Source organism: Amniculibacterium sp. G2-70 (assembly GCF_014353055.1).
GTDB classification, from domain to species: Bacteria; Bacteroidota; Bacteroidia; order Flavobacteriales; family Weeksellaceae; genus Amniculibacterium; species Amniculibacterium aquaticum.
The window spans coordinates 300,959-316,754 of sequence record NZ_CP060698.1; the positions used below are offsets into that span (position 1 = coordinate 300,959).

General features: G+C 37.3%; 15 protein-coding genes. 5 read left to right on the forward strand and 10 right to left on the reverse strand.

Translation table 11 applies throughout. From position 1 onward, the window contains the following. Positions 1 to 32: 32 nt before the first annotated feature. The 6 genes from H9Q20_RS01365 to H9Q20_RS01390 form a co-directional block, all read right to left on the reverse strand. Positions 33 to 1,445, reverse strand: coding sequence for an efflux transporter outer membrane subunit (locus H9Q20_RS01365; RefSeq protein WP_241154782.1), 1,413 nt, complete (start codon positions 1,443 to 1,445; stop codon positions 33 to 35). Positions 1,446 to 1,494: 49 nt separating this feature from the next. After that, the gene (locus H9Q20_RS01370; RefSeq protein ID WP_187478119.1) at positions 1,495 to 4,638 is read right to left on the reverse strand and encodes an efflux RND transporter permease subunit; all 3,144 of its coding nucleotides are present in this window, start codon (positions 4,636 to 4,638) and stop codon (positions 1,495 to 1,497) included. After that, a complete protein-coding gene (locus tag H9Q20_RS01375) occupies positions 4,638 to 5,828 on the reverse strand; it encodes an efflux RND transporter periplasmic adaptor subunit (RefSeq protein WP_124642980.1) in 1,191 nt (396 codons plus the stop codon). Before H9Q20_RS01375 ends, H9Q20_RS01370 begins: the two co-directional genes overlap by 1 nt. 54 nt (positions 5,829 to 5,882) lie before the next feature. Continuing rightward, the gene (locus H9Q20_RS01380; RefSeq protein WP_124642978.1) at positions 5,883 to 6,335 is read right to left on the reverse strand and encodes a GbsR/MarR family transcriptional regulator; all 453 of its coding nucleotides are present in this window, start codon (positions 6,333 to 6,335) and stop codon (positions 5,883 to 5,885) included. A gap of 90 nt (positions 6,336 to 6,425) precedes the next feature. Then, entirely contained in the window at positions 6,426 to 6,941 is a 516-nt protein-coding gene (locus H9Q20_RS01385; protein WP_187478120.1) for a GNAT family N-acetyltransferase, read from the reverse strand. A gap of 103 nt (positions 6,942 to 7,044) precedes the next feature. Beyond that, entirely contained in the window at positions 7,045 to 7,257 is a 213-nt protein-coding gene (locus H9Q20_RS01390; RefSeq protein WP_187478121.1) for a hypothetical protein, read from the reverse strand. A 321-nt stretch (positions 7,258 to 7,578) separates the two neighbouring features. On the opposite strand from H9Q20_RS01390, the gene H9Q20_RS01395 reads away from it, so the two are divergent. Further along, positions 7,579 to 8,838: a chloride channel protein gene (locus tag H9Q20_RS01395; RefSeq protein ID WP_124640449.1), complete on the forward strand. Its 1,260-nt coding sequence runs from the start codon at positions 7,579 to 7,581 to the stop codon at positions 8,836 to 8,838. Between the two features lie 102 nt (positions 8,839 to 8,940). Here the strand turns inward: H9Q20_RS01395 and H9Q20_RS01400 are convergent, their stop codons facing one another. Next, entirely contained in the window at positions 8,941 to 9,540 is a 600-nt protein-coding gene (locus tag H9Q20_RS01400; RefSeq protein ID WP_124640451.1) for a DUF2911 domain-containing protein, read from the reverse strand. Between the two features lie 164 nt (positions 9,541 to 9,704). On the opposite strand from H9Q20_RS01400, the gene H9Q20_RS01405 reads away from it, so the two are divergent. The 4 genes from H9Q20_RS01405 (at position 9,705) to H9Q20_RS13225 (ending at position 13,082) form a co-directional block, all read left to right on the forward strand. Beyond that, entirely contained in the window at positions 9,705 to 11,042 is a 1,338-nt protein-coding gene (locus H9Q20_RS01405) for a sigma-54-dependent transcriptional regulator (RefSeq protein ID WP_187478122.1), read from the forward strand. Between the two features lie 220 nt (positions 11,043 to 11,262). Next, a complete protein-coding gene (locus tag H9Q20_RS01410; RefSeq protein ID WP_187478123.1) occupies positions 11,263 to 11,415 on the forward strand; it encodes a hypothetical protein in 153 nt (50 codons plus the stop codon). 73 nt (positions 11,416 to 11,488) lie between these two features. Continuing rightward, positions 11,489 to 12,736 carry a histidine kinase dimerization/phospho-acceptor domain-containing protein gene (locus tag H9Q20_RS01415; protein WP_262385552.1) on the forward strand — a complete coding sequence of 416 codons (1,248 nt, stop codon included), beginning with the start codon at positions 11,489 to 11,491 and terminating at the stop codon, positions 12,734 to 12,736. After that, entirely contained in the window at positions 12,687 to 13,082 is a 396-nt protein-coding gene (locus H9Q20_RS13225; RefSeq protein WP_262385553.1) for a sensor histidine kinase, read from the forward strand. The genes H9Q20_RS01415 and H9Q20_RS13225 overlap by 50 nt, the downstream gene beginning before the upstream one ends. Positions 13,083 to 13,148: 66 nt before the next feature. Here H9Q20_RS13225 and H9Q20_RS01420 read toward each other — a convergent pair whose 3' ends face one another. The 3 genes from H9Q20_RS01420 to H9Q20_RS13175 form a co-directional block, all read right to left on the reverse strand. Further along, a complete protein-coding gene (locus H9Q20_RS01420) occupies positions 13,149 to 13,874 on the reverse strand; it encodes a carbonic anhydrase family protein (protein WP_187478124.1) in 726 nt (241 codons plus the stop codon). Between the two features lie 330 nt (positions 13,875 to 14,204). Further along, positions 14,205 to 15,401, reverse strand: coding sequence for an aminopeptidase C (locus H9Q20_RS01425; RefSeq protein ID WP_124640457.1), 1,197 nt, complete (start codon positions 15,399 to 15,401; stop codon positions 14,205 to 14,207). 196 nt (positions 15,402 to 15,597) lie between these two features. Further along, on the reverse strand, positions 15,598 to 15,774 hold the full coding sequence (locus H9Q20_RS13175) for a hypothetical protein (RefSeq protein ID WP_164472005.1): 177 nt from the start codon (positions 15,772 to 15,774) through the stop codon (positions 15,598 to 15,600). Between the last annotated feature and the right edge of the window lie 22 nt (positions 15,775 to 15,796).

A 15,796-nucleotide genomic window follows, 5' to 3' on the forward strand; every position in this document is an offset into this window, starting at 1 on the left:
TTTTTGTTTTAGAATCTTTTAAAAATTCAATTTTATTTCCATCCACCTCCCAATGCTCGGTACAGTTCGACACCGGCATTTAGTTTGGTATATTGGGCATTGGCAATGTTCAGTTCGGCATTCAGCCTATTGACATCGGCATTTAAAACTTCAAGATAATTGGCCATACCGTAGTTTACCAATTCTTGAGAATAAGTTACCGATTTGTCGTAAGCCTCCAACTCTTTCTTTTTCAAAACAATAAAATCATCCTGAATACCGTAAACCGACAGGGCATCAGACACCTCTTTTCCTGCAAACAGAATGGCTTTTTTGAATCCCAAGTAGGCTCTTTCTTGGTTCGCCAGGCTGATCTCGTAATTGGTTTTTACTTGTCTTTTGTTGAAGATGGGTTGGGTAAGCCCTGCAATAACATTGGCAAAAAGAGATTGTGCTGAAAATAGTTGATCCAAAGACAACGATTGCAAACCACCAGAAGCGGTCAGCCTTAAACTTGGATAAAACTGAGCTTTGGCATTTTGACTGAGCTCAAAAGCATTCATCAAATTGTATTCGGCTTGTCGAACATCCGGTCTATTGGACAACAACTGTACCGCATAACCCGTCTTGTAGTTGGCGGGCAATTGTTGCTCCATCAAAGTGGTTCTGTAGATGTTTTGTGGCGCCTCACCCTTCAAAAACGAAATGGTGTTTTCCAAAATTTTGATTTGAGCATCGATATTCAACAAAGCACTTTGAGCATTGTACACCAAAGCTTCACTTTGCTTTACGGCAACTTCAGACAGGGTTCCTGCTTGTTTTAAAGCTTTTGTCGTTTCTAGATTTTTTAGACGAATTTTGATGTTCTCGTTGATGATTTTCTTTTGTTCGTCCAAAGACAAAAGCTGATAATAGGCTTTTGCAACGGAAGCCACCAAATTACTTTTCACATTTTGATGAGCGGCTACGGTGCCCAGATATTGTGCCATCTGAGCTTTTTCCTGGGATTTTAATTTGCCCCAAATATCCACTTCCCAACCGATATTTGCTGTAATATCGTACTGATTGACATAGACTCTTTCGGATAAATTTTGTCCGGAAGAAGAATTCAACGAAGGAGAGGCAAAGGTATAACCCGGACCTACGGTTGCCGTTGGAAAGTAAGATGCCTTGGCTTGTTTCAGATAGGCTTGCGCAGCAACCATATTTTGCACCGCCATTCGGATGTCCAAATTATTTTCCAAAGCTGTAGAGATGTGGTTTTGCAATGGCGCATCGGTAAAGATTTCTTTCCAAGAAAAGTTGGCAGCACTAAGACTGTCTTGAGAAATATTATCGGTTCTGAAAAGTTTTTCTTGTACCAAATCGTTCGGTCTTTCGTAGGATTTTTTAGCCACACAAGAAGTAAGTCCGGCTGCTAAAACCAACGACATAACCGTTTTCATGATATTTTTATTTGTATTCATACTTTTATTTTTAGTTTAAATTAAAACGAGATCTGATCCTAGAAAGGATTTATTCTGAAGTTTTAATTTGTTCAAAAACAACGGGCTTAATTTTCTCTTGTAGGGTCTGGAAAATCACATACAAAACCGGTATCACGATGAGCCCCAAAATGGTACCTATCAAAAGGCCCGTAACGGCTCCGGTTGCAATGCTCCGGTTACCCACAGCACCAATTCCAGAAGCCAAAACCAAAGGTAGCAATCCGAAAATAAACGCAAAGGAAGTCATCAGGATGGGCCTCAATCTGGCTTTAGCCGCATTGATGGCCGACATAACGATGGTCTCTCCATGATGCCTTCTTTGTACGGCAAATTCTACAATAAGAATGGCATTTTTCGCCAACAATCCTACAAGCATGATCAGGGCAATTTGAAAATAAATATTATTTTCCAATCCCAATAACCACTGACCAAGATAGGCTCCCATAACCCCAAGTGGCAAGGAACAAATCACCGTAAGAGGCAAAATATAACTCTCATACTGGGCTGCCAAAATGAAGTACACAAAAACCAAACTCAATGCAAAAATGACCAAAGTCTGAGATCCTGATGATAATTCTTCCTTAGAAAGTCCGGTGAATTCTACTTCATAATTACCACCCAAAGTTTGATCGGCAACTTCTTGTACGGCATGTATCGCATCTCCCGTGGAGAATCCAGGATTGTTAGCGCCTGTTACTTTAACCGAAGTAAATAAGTTATAACGATTCACACTTTGTGGTCCATATACCCTATCCAACGATACAAATTGTGAAATTGGCGACATGGCTCCCGACTTGGATTTTACATAAATAGAATTCAGGTTTTGCAATTCTTTTCGGTACTCTGGCAACGCCTGTACCATAACTCTAAATTGCTTACCGTATTTGGTGAAATCAGCCGTGTACACCCCACCAATATACCCTTGCATGGTCGATAATATATCCGAAACGGAAACACCAGATTGTGTTGCCAATGGTACATTAATATTCATTTGGTATTGAGGATACTTTGTGTTGAAAGAAGTCTGAGCAAACTGAATTTCCGGTCTTTGCATAAGCGCACCAATAAATTTCTGGGTTTCTGCATCCAACTGGCTGTATTCGGCACCGGCTTTATCCAAGAGTACCATCTCAAAACCGGCACTGGTCCCGTAACCCGGAACAGATGGAGGTTGGAAAAATACCACTTTGGCATCTTTAACTTTAGCAGCGGCTCCGAAAAGCATACCTGTAATTTTATCGGCCGACAAACCTTGCTTGGTTCTTTCATCAAATGGTTCCAACCGAACAAAAGCCAAACCGTTGTTACTCCCCGAACCCGAAAAGAAACTTCGGCCCGCAGAAACGGTTACTCCGCTCACGCCCGGCACATTCATTACTTCTTTTTGCAATGCTTTTAGAGCGTTGTAAGTTCTAGCCATAGAGGCTCCCGGTGGCAATTCGAGATTGGTAAAGATAATACCTCGGTCTTCATTAGGTACAAAACCTGTTTTCATGTTTTTATTTGCAAAAAATAGAAGCCCGCCTACCACTGCAAAAATGGCCAAAGTAATCCACTTGTGACGGATAAGATAGACAAAAGCCCTTCCGTATCTTTCGGTGGTTACATGAAAAGCCGTATTGAATTTGTGGAAGAATTTCTGAATAAAAGATTTCTCTTCGTATGCCTTGTCATGATGTCCTGATTTTAAAAATAAAGAACACAATACGGGAGATAAAGTCAAAGCATTAATCGCAGAAATCAGGATCGCTACGATAAGCGTAACCCCAAACTGCTGGTAAAAAACTCCGGTAGGACCCGTAATAAAAGTTACAGGGATAAAAACCGCTGCCATAACCAAAGTAATGGAAATAATGGCTCCTGTAATTTCACTCATCGCTTCTACCGTGGCTTTTTTAGGATCTTTAACACCTTGTTCCATTTTGGCATGTACGGCTTCTACAACCACAATGGCGTCATCCACCACAATACCAATGGCCAAAACCAAAGCAAATAAAGTTAATAAATTGAGTGAATATCCAAATAAATTCAGGAAGAAAAATGAACCGACAATGGAAACCGGAACTGCAATCGCAGGGATTAGGGTGGATCTAAAATCTTGCAAGAAAATATACACAACAATAAATACCAAGATGAATGCTTCGATCAGGGTATGCACCACCTTGTCCATAGAAGCGGTCAAAAATTCGTTGGTATCGTAGTTGATGATGTACTTCACCCCTTGTGGGAAAGTTTTCTCTGAATCTTTAAGATAAGCCTGAATGTTGTTGATGATCTGTTGTGCATTGGATCCTGGTGTTTGGAAAATACCCATAGAAACCGCTGGGAAATCGCCACTTTCTGCCAATCCAGAATATGATTGAGCATCCAAAACCACTTTGGCAACATCTTTTAGCATTAGGTTTTGTCCATTGCCCAAAGCTTTTATCACAATATTATCGTATTGTTCTTTCTCGTTAAATTTACCCACATATTTTATGATGTACTCAAAAGAAGTGGCGGAGTTTTGTCCCAAAGATCCTGCGGCAGCTTCTCTAGACTGAGCGTTGATGGCAGCAGTAACATCTGAGGGTTCTAGACCGTAGGCAGCCATTTTCACGGGATCGATCCATATTCTCATGGAATAGGATTTCCCGCCCATTACATTGGCATCACCAACTCCGGAAATCCTTTTAATTCCGGGTACGATGTTGATGTTCATGTAATTCTGAATAAAAACATCATCCAACTTTTTATTTTCAGAATAAAAAGAAAGATACATCAATGCAGAAGTCTGTTGTTTTTGGGTGACAACTCCGGAACGGGTAACTTCACTAGGAAGCAAAGGTGTTGCTCTTGCCACTCTGTTCTGAACATTCACAGCGGCAATGTCCGGATCTACTCCTTGTTTGAAAAAAATTTGAATTTGTGCTGAACCGTCATTTCCGGCAGAAGAGGTAATGTAGTCCATCCCTTCTACCCCATTGATTTGTTCTTCCAAAGGTACAATTACCGATTTCATGACCGTTTCGGCATTGGCACCGGTATAATTTGCAGATACATTCACCGTTGGAGGTGCAATATCCGGATATTGAGTCACCGGTAGCGCCACAAATCCCAATATCCCTAAAATGACAATGAGGATAGAAATTACGGTGGATAATACCGGTCGGTTTATAAAATTTTTAATCATTAGAACACAGGTTTTAAAGATTTTACAAGACTGTCCATGCTGATCGGTTTAGGAATAATTTGAGCATCGGGTTTTAGCCCACCAATTCCGGTTGCAACCACCTTGTCTCCTTTATTTATACCTGAAGTCACTACAACCATATTGTCCACTCTGCTTTTCACGGTAATAATTTCATTTTTCACTTTATTGTCAGCACCCACTTTATAGGCATACACAATACCTTGTTGTTCATAAGTGGCACTTTCCGGCAACACCACGGCATGATTGTAGTGAATTGGGAATCTTACCGATCCACTATTTCCGTTGCTCAACAATTTCTGAGCATTGGAAAATCCTGCTCTAAACTGTATGGTCCCTGTGGACGGGTCGATCTGTCCCGATACGGTTTCTATTTTTCCTTTTTCCGAATAGATACTTCCGTTTGCCAATTCCAAATCGACTAAGGGTAAATTTCTAAGTTTTTCCGGAACGGTGGCTCCTTTCATGTTTTCTAAGAAATCCAAATATTCCTTTTCATTCATCGAGAAATAGGCATAGACACTAGAAGTATTGGAGATGGTCGTAAGCGGTGTAGGATCTGAAGGACCTACCAAACTTCCCACTTTTAGAGGCAACTTACCAACCACACCAGAAATAGGTGCACGAATGATGGAATAATCGACATTGGCTTTTACACTTTTGTACCCGGCAACTGCTTGTTGGTGCGCTGCTTGTGCTTGGGAAAGCTGAGCCTGAGCCTTAGCCACATTGGCTTGTGCCGTTTGCAATTGTACCGAACTGATGATGTTTTTTTGCACCAGAGGTGTCAATTTATTCACCTCAACTTGTGCTGCATTTACCGCTGCTTTTGCGGCTGCAATGTTGGCTTGCGCTGCCGAAATACCGGACTTTGCAGCATCTTCGTTTTCGCTAAGGACATTGGTTTCCAAACGAAACAAAGGCTGACCTTGACTCACCATCTGACCTTCATCAACCAAAACCTGAGTAATATAGCCTTGAATTTTAGCCCTAACATCGTTATTAACAATCCCCTGTACCGTTGCAGGATACGAAACAAAACCCGTAAGGTCTTTTTCTTCTACCGTTACCACATCAAAAGGTTTGGGTCCGTCGTTGGGTTTCATCTCCTCTTTTTTACAAGACCATAAAGTCAATGACAACAGGGGTATGACTAAAAATTTCTTATTCATAAATATAATTTTATAAATGGTTAATAATTTATTATTTCTTTTGTCTTCTTTAAATTACAATTTCTCCAAAGTTTCTTGTATGTTTTGGATATTGCCTTTTAGCAAAGTTTTGTAGATTTCAAATTTACTTTCAGGCTGAGGTTCAATTTTTTTGAAGCGACTCACATCATTTAAAATTCGTAGCTCTTCGTTCATCATGGAGACTATTTTCTCGAATCTGAATTTGATATAATCGTCATTAAAGATAAAAAATCTTTTTCTTTGATCAATTTTTGCGATGTCTTTTATTAATTTTGAATGAATGAGTAAACTCAAATTGGTAGAAACTGAACTTTTTGAAGCCGAAAAAAACTCGACCAACTCATCAAAACTCACTCCTTTTTTTTCAAAATCAAAAATAAGACAAGCATATATTTTAGCAGCCAAAGGAGGAAGCCCAAATAAAGATCCGTAGAACTTTGCTAAATTCTGTAAGATTTCTGTATCTATTTCGAAAGAAAATTTCATGATCAAATTTTAAGCAAAATTATAAAATATTTAGTTCGGAACAAAACGAACCAATTACAACGGGTTAATTATGATTATAGATATTATTAATTACCCACCGATAAATTTTTCAAATGCTAAGCGCTCTCCCCCACGAAAATAAACTTTTCCGCAATAGACATATCCCAATTTTTCTGCTATTTTCAACATGGGCAAATTGTCGAAATTGGTATCCATTTTTATACTGAAAATACCTTGTGAAACGGCATACGCTTCTATTTGTTGAAACAAAACTTTCACCAAACCTTTACCTAAAAAGCTTTCAGAAACCGCAACTCTATGGACCACTAAAAAATCTTGATGGCTGATCCACTGACCTTTTATTTCCTCATAAGCCGGCTCGAAATTCTTGATCAAAGCTGCATAAACTGCAACCTCATCACCGACCTGCAGCACAAAACCCCATTGATTGTCAATATCATTATCGACCGTTTCCGGATTGGGATATCCGTCTTGCCACTGCTGGCTTCCATCGTTTTTTCTTCTGATGATGGCTTGTGACAGTATTTTCCATATTGCTTGTGCGTCATCAGGATTGGCTGGTCTGAAAACTATTTCCTTTTCCATGGCTTATCGTTTTGAAATGCAAAAATCGGAATTCATTACAAATTCCGATTTTCTAATAGTAAAATTTAAAATTATGATAGAAATTATTTGGTGTCCATTAATTTTAGGGCTGTTCTAAATAATCATCAATAAAAGTGAATGCTTTTTGTTCGTCCAAAAGAGCAACTTTTATTTGATAGTATTCAAAATCATCGTCTTCATCTACTTTTTTTTCTACTTCAGTTGCGATGTTTTGTTTTGCCAATAGTTGAAGAATTTCTTCAACTTCTTTAGGATTATCGGTTTCGAATACATTTACTTTATCTTCCCTTTTCATATTTCATTTTCGTTTGATAAAAGTATAAATTATTTTTAATACAGCAAAATAATTTTACTTTTTTTATTAATTATTTTAAATATTCAATTATTTTAACAGTTTTACAACAAATTCAATTTTCTCATTTTCAACACACTATAGTGGTTTTATGACACCAAAAAAAAATACAATAATTTTTGCATCGACGGATGTGAAAAACAAATGGATCTAACCATTCTATAAATTATTAAAATCTTATTTTATCAATAAAAAAACAGTCGAAATTTAATATTTACAAAAAAATAATAGCATATTTTTGCATTAACCAAATATTTAACCCCAATGAATCGAAAGCAAATCCAAAGAAAACATTATTACAGATTGATCCTTATTTCCTTTGCGATTGGTTGCATAACCGCTGCTTTAGCCTATTCTTTGAAACTTTTAACCGAACATTCCGAAGAGTTTATCTTTCATTTGGCTCATCAATACCACACTATTAGCCTTATATTTCTACCAACAATTGGGATAACCGCCATTTATTTTCTAAGGAAATATCTTTTTCAAAATCGAAAGAATAAAGGGATTGCCGAAATTTACAAAACGGTAGATCAAAGAAAAGATCATTTGCCATTTTTCAAGATTCCATCGCACTATCTCAACGGATTTTTAACCGTAATTTTTGGAGGTTCAACTGGGATTGAAGTTTCTACAGTTGTGGCTACAGCAACCGTTGGAAATGCCTTTTACGAAAAAAGTTTTACCGCCAATGTGTACAAGTTGGAGCTGATCTGTGCCGGTGTATGCGCCGGGATTTCTATTTTATTTGGCTCTCCATTGGTGGGTTGGTTGTTCGCCTTGGAAGTGATTGCAAGAAAAGTGAATAAAACACTTTTTATCAGTTGTACGACTGCTGCATTTGCATCTTGGTTGGCACTTTATTTATTTCCCACAAAGCCCATCATTTCTACACCCATTGGCGATTGGACTTGGGTTGCACTTCCTTTTATGATTGTGTTGAGCCTAATTTCGGGACTTCTTTCGGCTTACTTTACTTTATTGGTTGTTCATATTAAAGATTTCTTCAACCAAATTAACAACAACTTTTTGAGGGTAAATTCCGGAGCCATTTTGGTAGGTATCCTGTTGTTCTCTTTTCCATTTTTGTACGGCGACAGCTATCATTCACTCAACGAAATTTTCAAAAATCCGTACCAAAATTCCATACTTTTCTTACTTATTTTGGCGTTGCTAAAGCCCATCGCATCTTCACTAACTTTAGGTGCAGGTGGCGATGGCGGAGTTTTCGCACCAAGTATTGTTGCAGGAGCTTATCTTGGAGTTGCTTTCACTTTGATGTGTAATTCTATTTTTGGGACGAATCTCAACCCGTTAAATTTTGCTTTGATTGGTGCCGCCGCAACATTGTCCACCTCCATTTATGCGCCACTCACCACACTTTTTTTAATTTGCAATTTGGTCCCTAACGGCTTCAACTTGGCGTTTCCAATCTTGGTGGTAAGTTTTATTTCAAAATTATTTACCCAAAAATTCATCCTACCCTACAATGTTTATACTTACCTTAGTAAGCCTACAAAATAGAATAAAAAAACCGTCTCATAACACAATGAAACGGTTTTTTTGTACTCCTTTCAACAGGAATTTAAGATCCATTATTTAAAAATAACACGATTTTTTATTGAATTATTTTTTTCCAGCGTCCCATTCAATTTTTTTAGCTTCTTTTAGTTTTTCAATCATTTTGTTGGTAACCTCAGCTTTTGCCACGCGGATCGGCACAACTACTTTAGAGTTTTCCCATTCTACCGTCATGTCCAATTGATCGTCTTTTGCTGGATTTAGTTCAATTGTAAACCATTCCATAGTCTGTGGCAATTTTTGAACAGGAACATCGATATCGGTAACATTCAGCTTGTCGTTGTATCCATAAGCGCCCCATTGCTGAGAATCTTTATTCAAAATTAATTTCCATGATTGTGCTTGAGGTACGATAAACAAAGCATAAGTCCCTGCAGGAACTGTTTTACCACCAAAACTCACCTCTTGTCCAAATGTTATTTTGGTTGATGAATTGGCACCCGTTCTCCACACTTCGTTGAAGGGAACTAGTTTTCCGAAAATTTCTCTGCCTTTTACGCCCGGTCTTCCGTAATCTACACTTACTTTGGATATGGAAAATTGATGTTCAATTTTATGTCTGGGACTGGCTGCAGGCACTGAATAATCCTGAGAAAATGCCAATGAAGAAATCCCCAATGCTAGGGTTAAAATATACTTTTTCATAATTTTAAAATAATTTGAGGCTAAAATTAATCAAAATTTACAGATTACATGCCTTGGGTTGATATAATTCATGATAGAAATCTGAGAAATACCCCTCGTATGAAAGTGCACGATTTGAAAGTACACTTGTAATAGATTTATATATTTGTATAAAATTATTTTTTGTGACCAAAGTACTCATCATAGACGACGAAGAAAAATTAAGAAGCCTCCTTGTAAAAATAATATCTCTGGAAGGTTTTAAAGTATGCCAAGCATCAACCATAAAATCGGGGCTAAAACGATTGGAGTTAGCAGATATTGATGTGGTAATTTGCGATGTTAAACTCCCGGATGGTAATGGAGTAGAAACGGTAAAAGAAATAAAAAAACTTTATCCAGCACTAGAAATCATCCTACTTACGGCATTTGGAAATATTCCGGATGGTGTTTTGGCCATAAAACATGGAGCTTTCGACTACATCACCAAAGGAGATGATAACCACCGCATTATTCCCCTACTCTACAAAGCTCAAGAAAAGGTAAATCAAAACAAAAGAATTGAAAAACTGGAACAACAGCTGACCAAGAAATATACTTTTGAAAATATTATAGGCCAATCCAAATGTTTGCAAAATGTAATTTTTTTAGCTCAAAAAGTAGCAATTACAGACACCACGGTGCTTCTAACTGGAGAAATCGGAACCGGGAAAGAAGTTTTTGCACAAGCCATACACCAATCCAGTAGCAGAAACAAAGGGAACTTTGTTGCCATCAACTGTTCGGCATTCAGTAAAGATCTTTTAGAAAACGAACTTTTCGGACATAAATCTGGAGCATTTACAGGGGCAAACAAAGATCAGATGGGCTTGTTCGAAGAAGCAAATAACGGCAGCATTTTCTTAGACGAAATCGGTGAGATGCCTTTGGAACTACAGGCAAAAATTTTGAGAGTTTTAGAAACCGGTGAGTTTCTTCGTGTGGGCGATACCAAACCTAGAAAAGTTAATGTCCGAATTGTTGCTGCTACCAACAGAAACCTGGAAGAAGAAGTCGAAAAAGGAAATTTCCGAAGTGATTTGTTCTATCGACTCTCCGTATTCAGCATTGCTCTACCTGCTTTGCGGGAGCGAAAAGAAGATATCCCACTTTTGGCAAAATATTATGCGGATATGTTTGCACACAAATCCAACAGAAAACAACTGCAACTGTCCCCCAAATTTATTGATGCCTTACAAAACAACAATTGGAAAGGAAATATCCGTGAACTAAAAAACATCATCGAAAGAAGTGTTATATTATCCGATACCGATATTTTGGGAATTGAAAGCCTTCCACAAGAATTGCAATTTAACCCAACAATGGGCAAATCACTTTCTGCCTTTTCTATGGCCAGCGCAGAAAAACTGCATATTCAAAAAATCCTCAATCACACCGGAGGCAACAAGGCCGAAACAGCCCGACTTTTAGAAATTGGCATTGCCACTTTGTATCGAAAGATTGATGAATACCAGATAAAATAAGCATTACAACCTGAACTTAATTCATGTACCCACGAAATATTTCGTGGGTATTTTTTTTGTATCAATATCATTTTGATAAACACCCCTTTCATTTTGATAGGCTTTCTACATTTCAAAAAATAATAAAATCAATTATACAACTTATAGCCAATGACTTACAACTTCTCATTCCGCAACGGAACATAATTTGGCATAAGAACCATGAACAAAATTAAATAAAATGAGAAACCAGAACTCCCATTGGAATGAAAAGAAAATTCCTCCGTCCACAAGAAAAGGATTTACGCCATTTCACCTACTCGTCATCATCTATGCCATCCTCATCATTTTTGGTTTTTGCATACGATACAACGAAACCATTTTTAACACCTAAATTATGATTACCATTTTATTATTGATCGCAGGAAGACACCAACAACATCCTGAAAGCCAATTACAATACACTTTTGTATTCAAGAAATATGATCTTGGCTTTGGAAGACATGAAAAAAAATCCTCAAGTTGCTCTATTCAATTTTGAAAATAATTTAAAAAATCAAAGTAAAAACATTACGGAGGTTGGAGAAAAAGAGGCAACTCAATTGGTCTATCAACACTACCAACAACTAAGAAAAGACCTTGAAAATCCCCACTTGGTTTCCTCAGTTCGAAAGGATCTCACCGAGCTGATGCGACTGAATATGGATGCCATAGAAAGGAAGAGTTTCATAGCCGAAGATACCGCACAAGATGCTATTGTTGTCATCTCTGTTGTTGGGACGCTTTGTTTCATTTTTGCATTCATACTCTTGGTAAATTTACCATCCAGTATTGCCGATCCCATAAAAGAACTTACCGAAAGTACAAAGCAAATTGCCAATCAGAATTATAAAAACAGAGTTCATTTTCAAAGCAATTCAGAGTTTGGAGATTTGGCCAATTCTTTCAATACCATGGCAGAAAAACTGGAAGAATATTCCGAAAGTAAACTGGAGAAAATATTAAAAGGCAAGAAAAGAATAGAAACGCTAATCGATAACATGTACGATCCTGTAATCGGGATAGATGAAGATAAAATTATTCTTTTTATAAATGAAGAAGCACTGATGATTAGTGGGTTAAAAAGAGAAGACCTCATTGGCAAACCCATTCAAAACATCGCTGTAAACAATGATTTGATCCGTGAAATCATTAAAGATATATTTCCAGATAAAGATCAAAAAAAGAATAATCATCCACTGAAAATCTATGCACATAACAAAGAAAGTTATTTCGAAAAAGAAGTTATAAACATAAATATTGTACCAACAGGAGAACAAGACTCTCGTTTCATTGGACAAGTAATCATGCTCAGAAACATTACCGCCTTCAAGGAATTGGATCTTGCAAAAACCAATTTTTTAGGAACGGTTTCTCATGAATTCAAAACCCCAATTGCCTCCATACAACTGGGTACACAATTGCTTCAAAATCAAAATATTGGAAGTCTAAACACAGACCAGCGAGAACTTGTTTTGGGAATCATGGAAGATTCTAATCGGTTGTTGAAAATTACCCGAGAACTGCTCAACATAACGCAAGTAGAAAGTGGTGCGATACATATTGAACCTCAAATAACCACCATACAACCCATTCTAAAAGATGCTGTAGAAACGGTAAAATCTGTTGCTGAACAAAAAAAACATAAGCATAAAAAGTCCAACCGTACAAGATGATATAAAAATAATGGCCGATGCTGAGAAAACATCGTGGGTGCTAACCAATTTACTCTCTAATGCCATTCGATATTCTTATGAAAATTCAGAAATCAATTTAAGAATTGATATTAAAGAAAATCAAGTCATTTTCTCTGTAAAAGACCATGGACAAGGAATACAACAACAATATCTGGATCGTATTTTTGATAAATATTATAAAATCCCCGGTAATAAAAAAGACGGAACCGGTCTGGGACTAAGCATCTGTAAAGAATTTATAGAAGCACAAGGCGGAAAACTTTGGGTAGAAAGCAGCTACGGCGAAGGCAGCACTTTCTATTTCCAACTGCCACTTTGCACATAAAAAAAACAGTCTGTTAGAATAGGATCTAACAGACTGTTTTTATCATTTTTCAAGAGACGAAATTTGTTAATGAACAAATTCGATCTTCCCGGTAGAAACCTGATAATAAGCTCCTACAATTTTTATTTCTCCTTGATCTTCCATTTGCTTTAGGACAGGACTTTTCTCACGGATTTGGTTCATGGTGTATCGAACATTGTTTTCAGAAACATGTTTTACATACTTTTCATTTTTTGTCGTTTTTTCAGCATCAAATGATGCGCTCATCTGTACAGCCGGTTTTAGCTTTTCCAACATCGGAGTGATGTTTCCCAATTTCACATCGTCAATCGCACCTTTTATGGCACCACAATGTTGGTGTCCCATTACCAAAACCAATTTGGATCCTGCAACTTTACACGAATATTCTATACTCCCCAACATATCTTCGTTGACAAAATTTCCTGCCACTCTCCCAACAAAAATATCTCCAATACCCTGATCGAATACATGCTCCACAGGAACACGACTATCGATACAGCTCAACACTACTGCCTTTGGATGTTGTCCGTAACTGGTCTTACTGATGTGCAGTTGGTGGTCTCTATCTATGCCATTTCCATTTTGAAATCGAAGATTACCGTCCACAAGATCCTTCAAAACCTGATCCGGACTTGTCTGGGTTTGTTTTTCTTTTGTCATCACATGATGTGTTGCATTTTCTTTTGATTTGCTTGTCTTTGCTGTAGAAACTTGTTGGCACGAAAGAATCGCAAGACCAATGAACAGTGCAGAAAGGGATTTTATATTCATAACTTTAATAATTGAAATTCATTTTCGGATATTTTTATCTTATTTTCAAACACAATTATGTGTTCAAAATTATTTGGTAAAAATAGTTTAGAAATCTATTGCATCACGATACAAATACATGATTTTTCTCCATACAATCTGCTAAAACAACATGATTTTTAGCATACCAATCATCAAATCCTCTCCTATTGTTTTCAAAAAACGCTGTGTTTGTACAAAAGTTAGAAAACAAGATTTATCGATAAAATTTCAAAATCAGCTTCCAGCAATATGCAAAAAAAAACCGTCCAAAAAGTTGGACGGCTCTCATAACTTATACTTTTAAAAAAATTACAATCCGATATCGGTTTTCACTTTCAATTTAGAAACGATGTCTTTCGGAATTCCATTTTTATTGAGCAAAATTCCAGTAGATTTAAACTGTACATACGGTTTAGAAACATAAAGATATCCTTTGTAATCGTTGGTAGCACCCCAAGAATTTTTCACGATATAATACTCTTTACCGCTTTGGTCTTTTGCCAATCCTACGATATGCATACCGTGGTCGTCTGTTGTGGTAAGATCATTCAGACCTTCCTGACGCATTTCTTCGGTAATTTTTTTATCCGGTTTTGGCCCTTTAAAAAGTTCAGCTTTGGTTTTGGCATCGATCTCGTCCAAGTTGATATCCGGAACATAGGCTACCCCATTTTTATACGAAAAATACGGCTCCGAAACATCGGTTGCCCAACCTACGGTATATCCTTTTTCCAAAGCATAGTCGATAATTTTTGTAAGATCCGTCATCGGTACATTCCACATCATGTCGTGGCTCCAGTTATCCGGGATTGGGGTTACAAATTTTTCGTAATACGGATAATCTTTGTACGAAGTCAGCTCTACATAATCATCGGCATTGATGCCCACCACTTCTTTGGCAAACGATTTTGGTGTATATTTTTTTCCTTTGTACTCAAATTCTTTTGGATATTCGCCCAAATAACTGTCCATAATCGCATCGATGTTCGACAACCAATTTGGAGATAATTTTTTAGACGGATTTTTAGCATAGGTATCCAACATATTTTTTACCACGGCTTGCATTTCGGTAAAGTTGTTACGGCTCTGTCCAAACTGCAATCCGGTGTACACCTCTTGTGGTACAGCTCCGTATTTTTTATACATATTGATCACATCGTGCAACTCGCCTCCATCGCCCCAAGAGATGGCTCCACCAAACAAAACAAATCTTTTTGCTTTGTCGTGATATACATTTCTCGCCGTAAAAATCTCTGCAATATCCACAGGTTGCTTACCATTTTTGATCATTTCCGACTCCAAAAAAGAATTCCCGGAATACGACCAACAAGTCCCCGACGAACCCTGATCTTTAACATTGGTATTTCCGATTTCCTTTAGGATGGTAAATTTAAAATCCGGATTTTCCGAAACATTATTTTTTAGGCTGTTCACCAAATGGTCTTGTGCCATTGAAAAAGTCCCCACAGCAAGCAAGGCCATCATCAACATTCTTTTTTTGTTCATAATTTTTAGTTGAAAATTTTACCGCACAAATTTAATCATCACAAGCATACAAACACGGTTTTTAATTAATTTTTAATCATATTTTTCAAAAAAATCCATAAAAATATCGCTTTTTTTGGGAGCATCAAGACGGATCCCCAATTCTCTACCCGTCCTATTGTCCGCTCTATCTTTTGTGCCAAGCCCTTTCCACAGTTTACAAAAGGATGCCGCTACCACCAGGGCTAGGATGTCTGGGCTTGCTTTGCTTCATCTTTTTCAAAATCGCACACATTGTCATAACCCAGAAATCAAACTCCATGTAAAACAAAAAATATTCAACAAAAACAGCTGACAAACGACATAAACCTTCAAAAAAAACATTTTTTTTCATATATTCGTAAACCTATAAGATT

Coding starts and splice junctions, on each gene's coding strand:
- H9Q20_RS01395 (WP_124640449.1), top strand. CDS start 7,579: ATGAATCGAAAGCAAATCCAAAGAAAACATTATTACAGATTGATCCTT.
- H9Q20_RS01400 (WP_124640451.1), bottom strand. CDS start 9,540: ATGAAAAAGTATATTTTAACCCTAGCATTGGGGATTTCTTCATTGGCA.
- H9Q20_RS01375 (WP_124642980.1), bottom strand. CDS start 5,828: ATGAATAAGAAATTTTTAGTCATACCCCTGTTGTCATTGACTTTATGG.
- H9Q20_RS01425 (WP_124640457.1), bottom strand. CDS start 15,401: ATGAACAAAAAAAGAATGTTGATGATGGCCTTGCTTGCTGTGGGGACT.
- H9Q20_RS01390 (WP_187478121.1), bottom strand. CDS start 7,257: ATGAAAAGGGAAGATAAAGTAAATGTATTCGAAACCGATAATCCTAAA.
- H9Q20_RS01410 (WP_187478123.1), top strand. CDS start 11,263: ATGAGAAACCAGAACTCCCATTGGAATGAAAAGAAAATTCCTCCGTCC.
- H9Q20_RS01420 (WP_187478124.1), bottom strand. CDS start 13,874: ATGAATATAAAATCCCTTTCTGCACTGTTCATTGGTCTTGCGATTCTT.
- H9Q20_RS13175 (WP_164472005.1), bottom strand. CDS start 15,774: ATGAAAAAAAATGTTTTTTTTGAAGGTTTATGTCGTTTGTCAGCTGTT.
- H9Q20_RS01370 (WP_187478119.1), bottom strand. CDS start 4,638: ATGATTAAAAATTTTATAAACCGACCGGTATTATCCACCGTAATTTCT.
- H9Q20_RS01365 (WP_241154782.1), bottom strand. CDS start 1,445: ATGAATACAAATAAAAATATCATGAAAACGGTTATGTCGTTGGTTTTA.
- H9Q20_RS01380 (WP_124642978.1), bottom strand. CDS start 6,335: ATGAAATTTTCTTTCGAAATAGATACAGAAATCTTACAGAATTTAGCA.
- H9Q20_RS01385 (WP_187478120.1), bottom strand. CDS start 6,941: ATGGAAAAGGAAATAGTTTTCAGACCAGCCAATCCTGATGACGCACAA.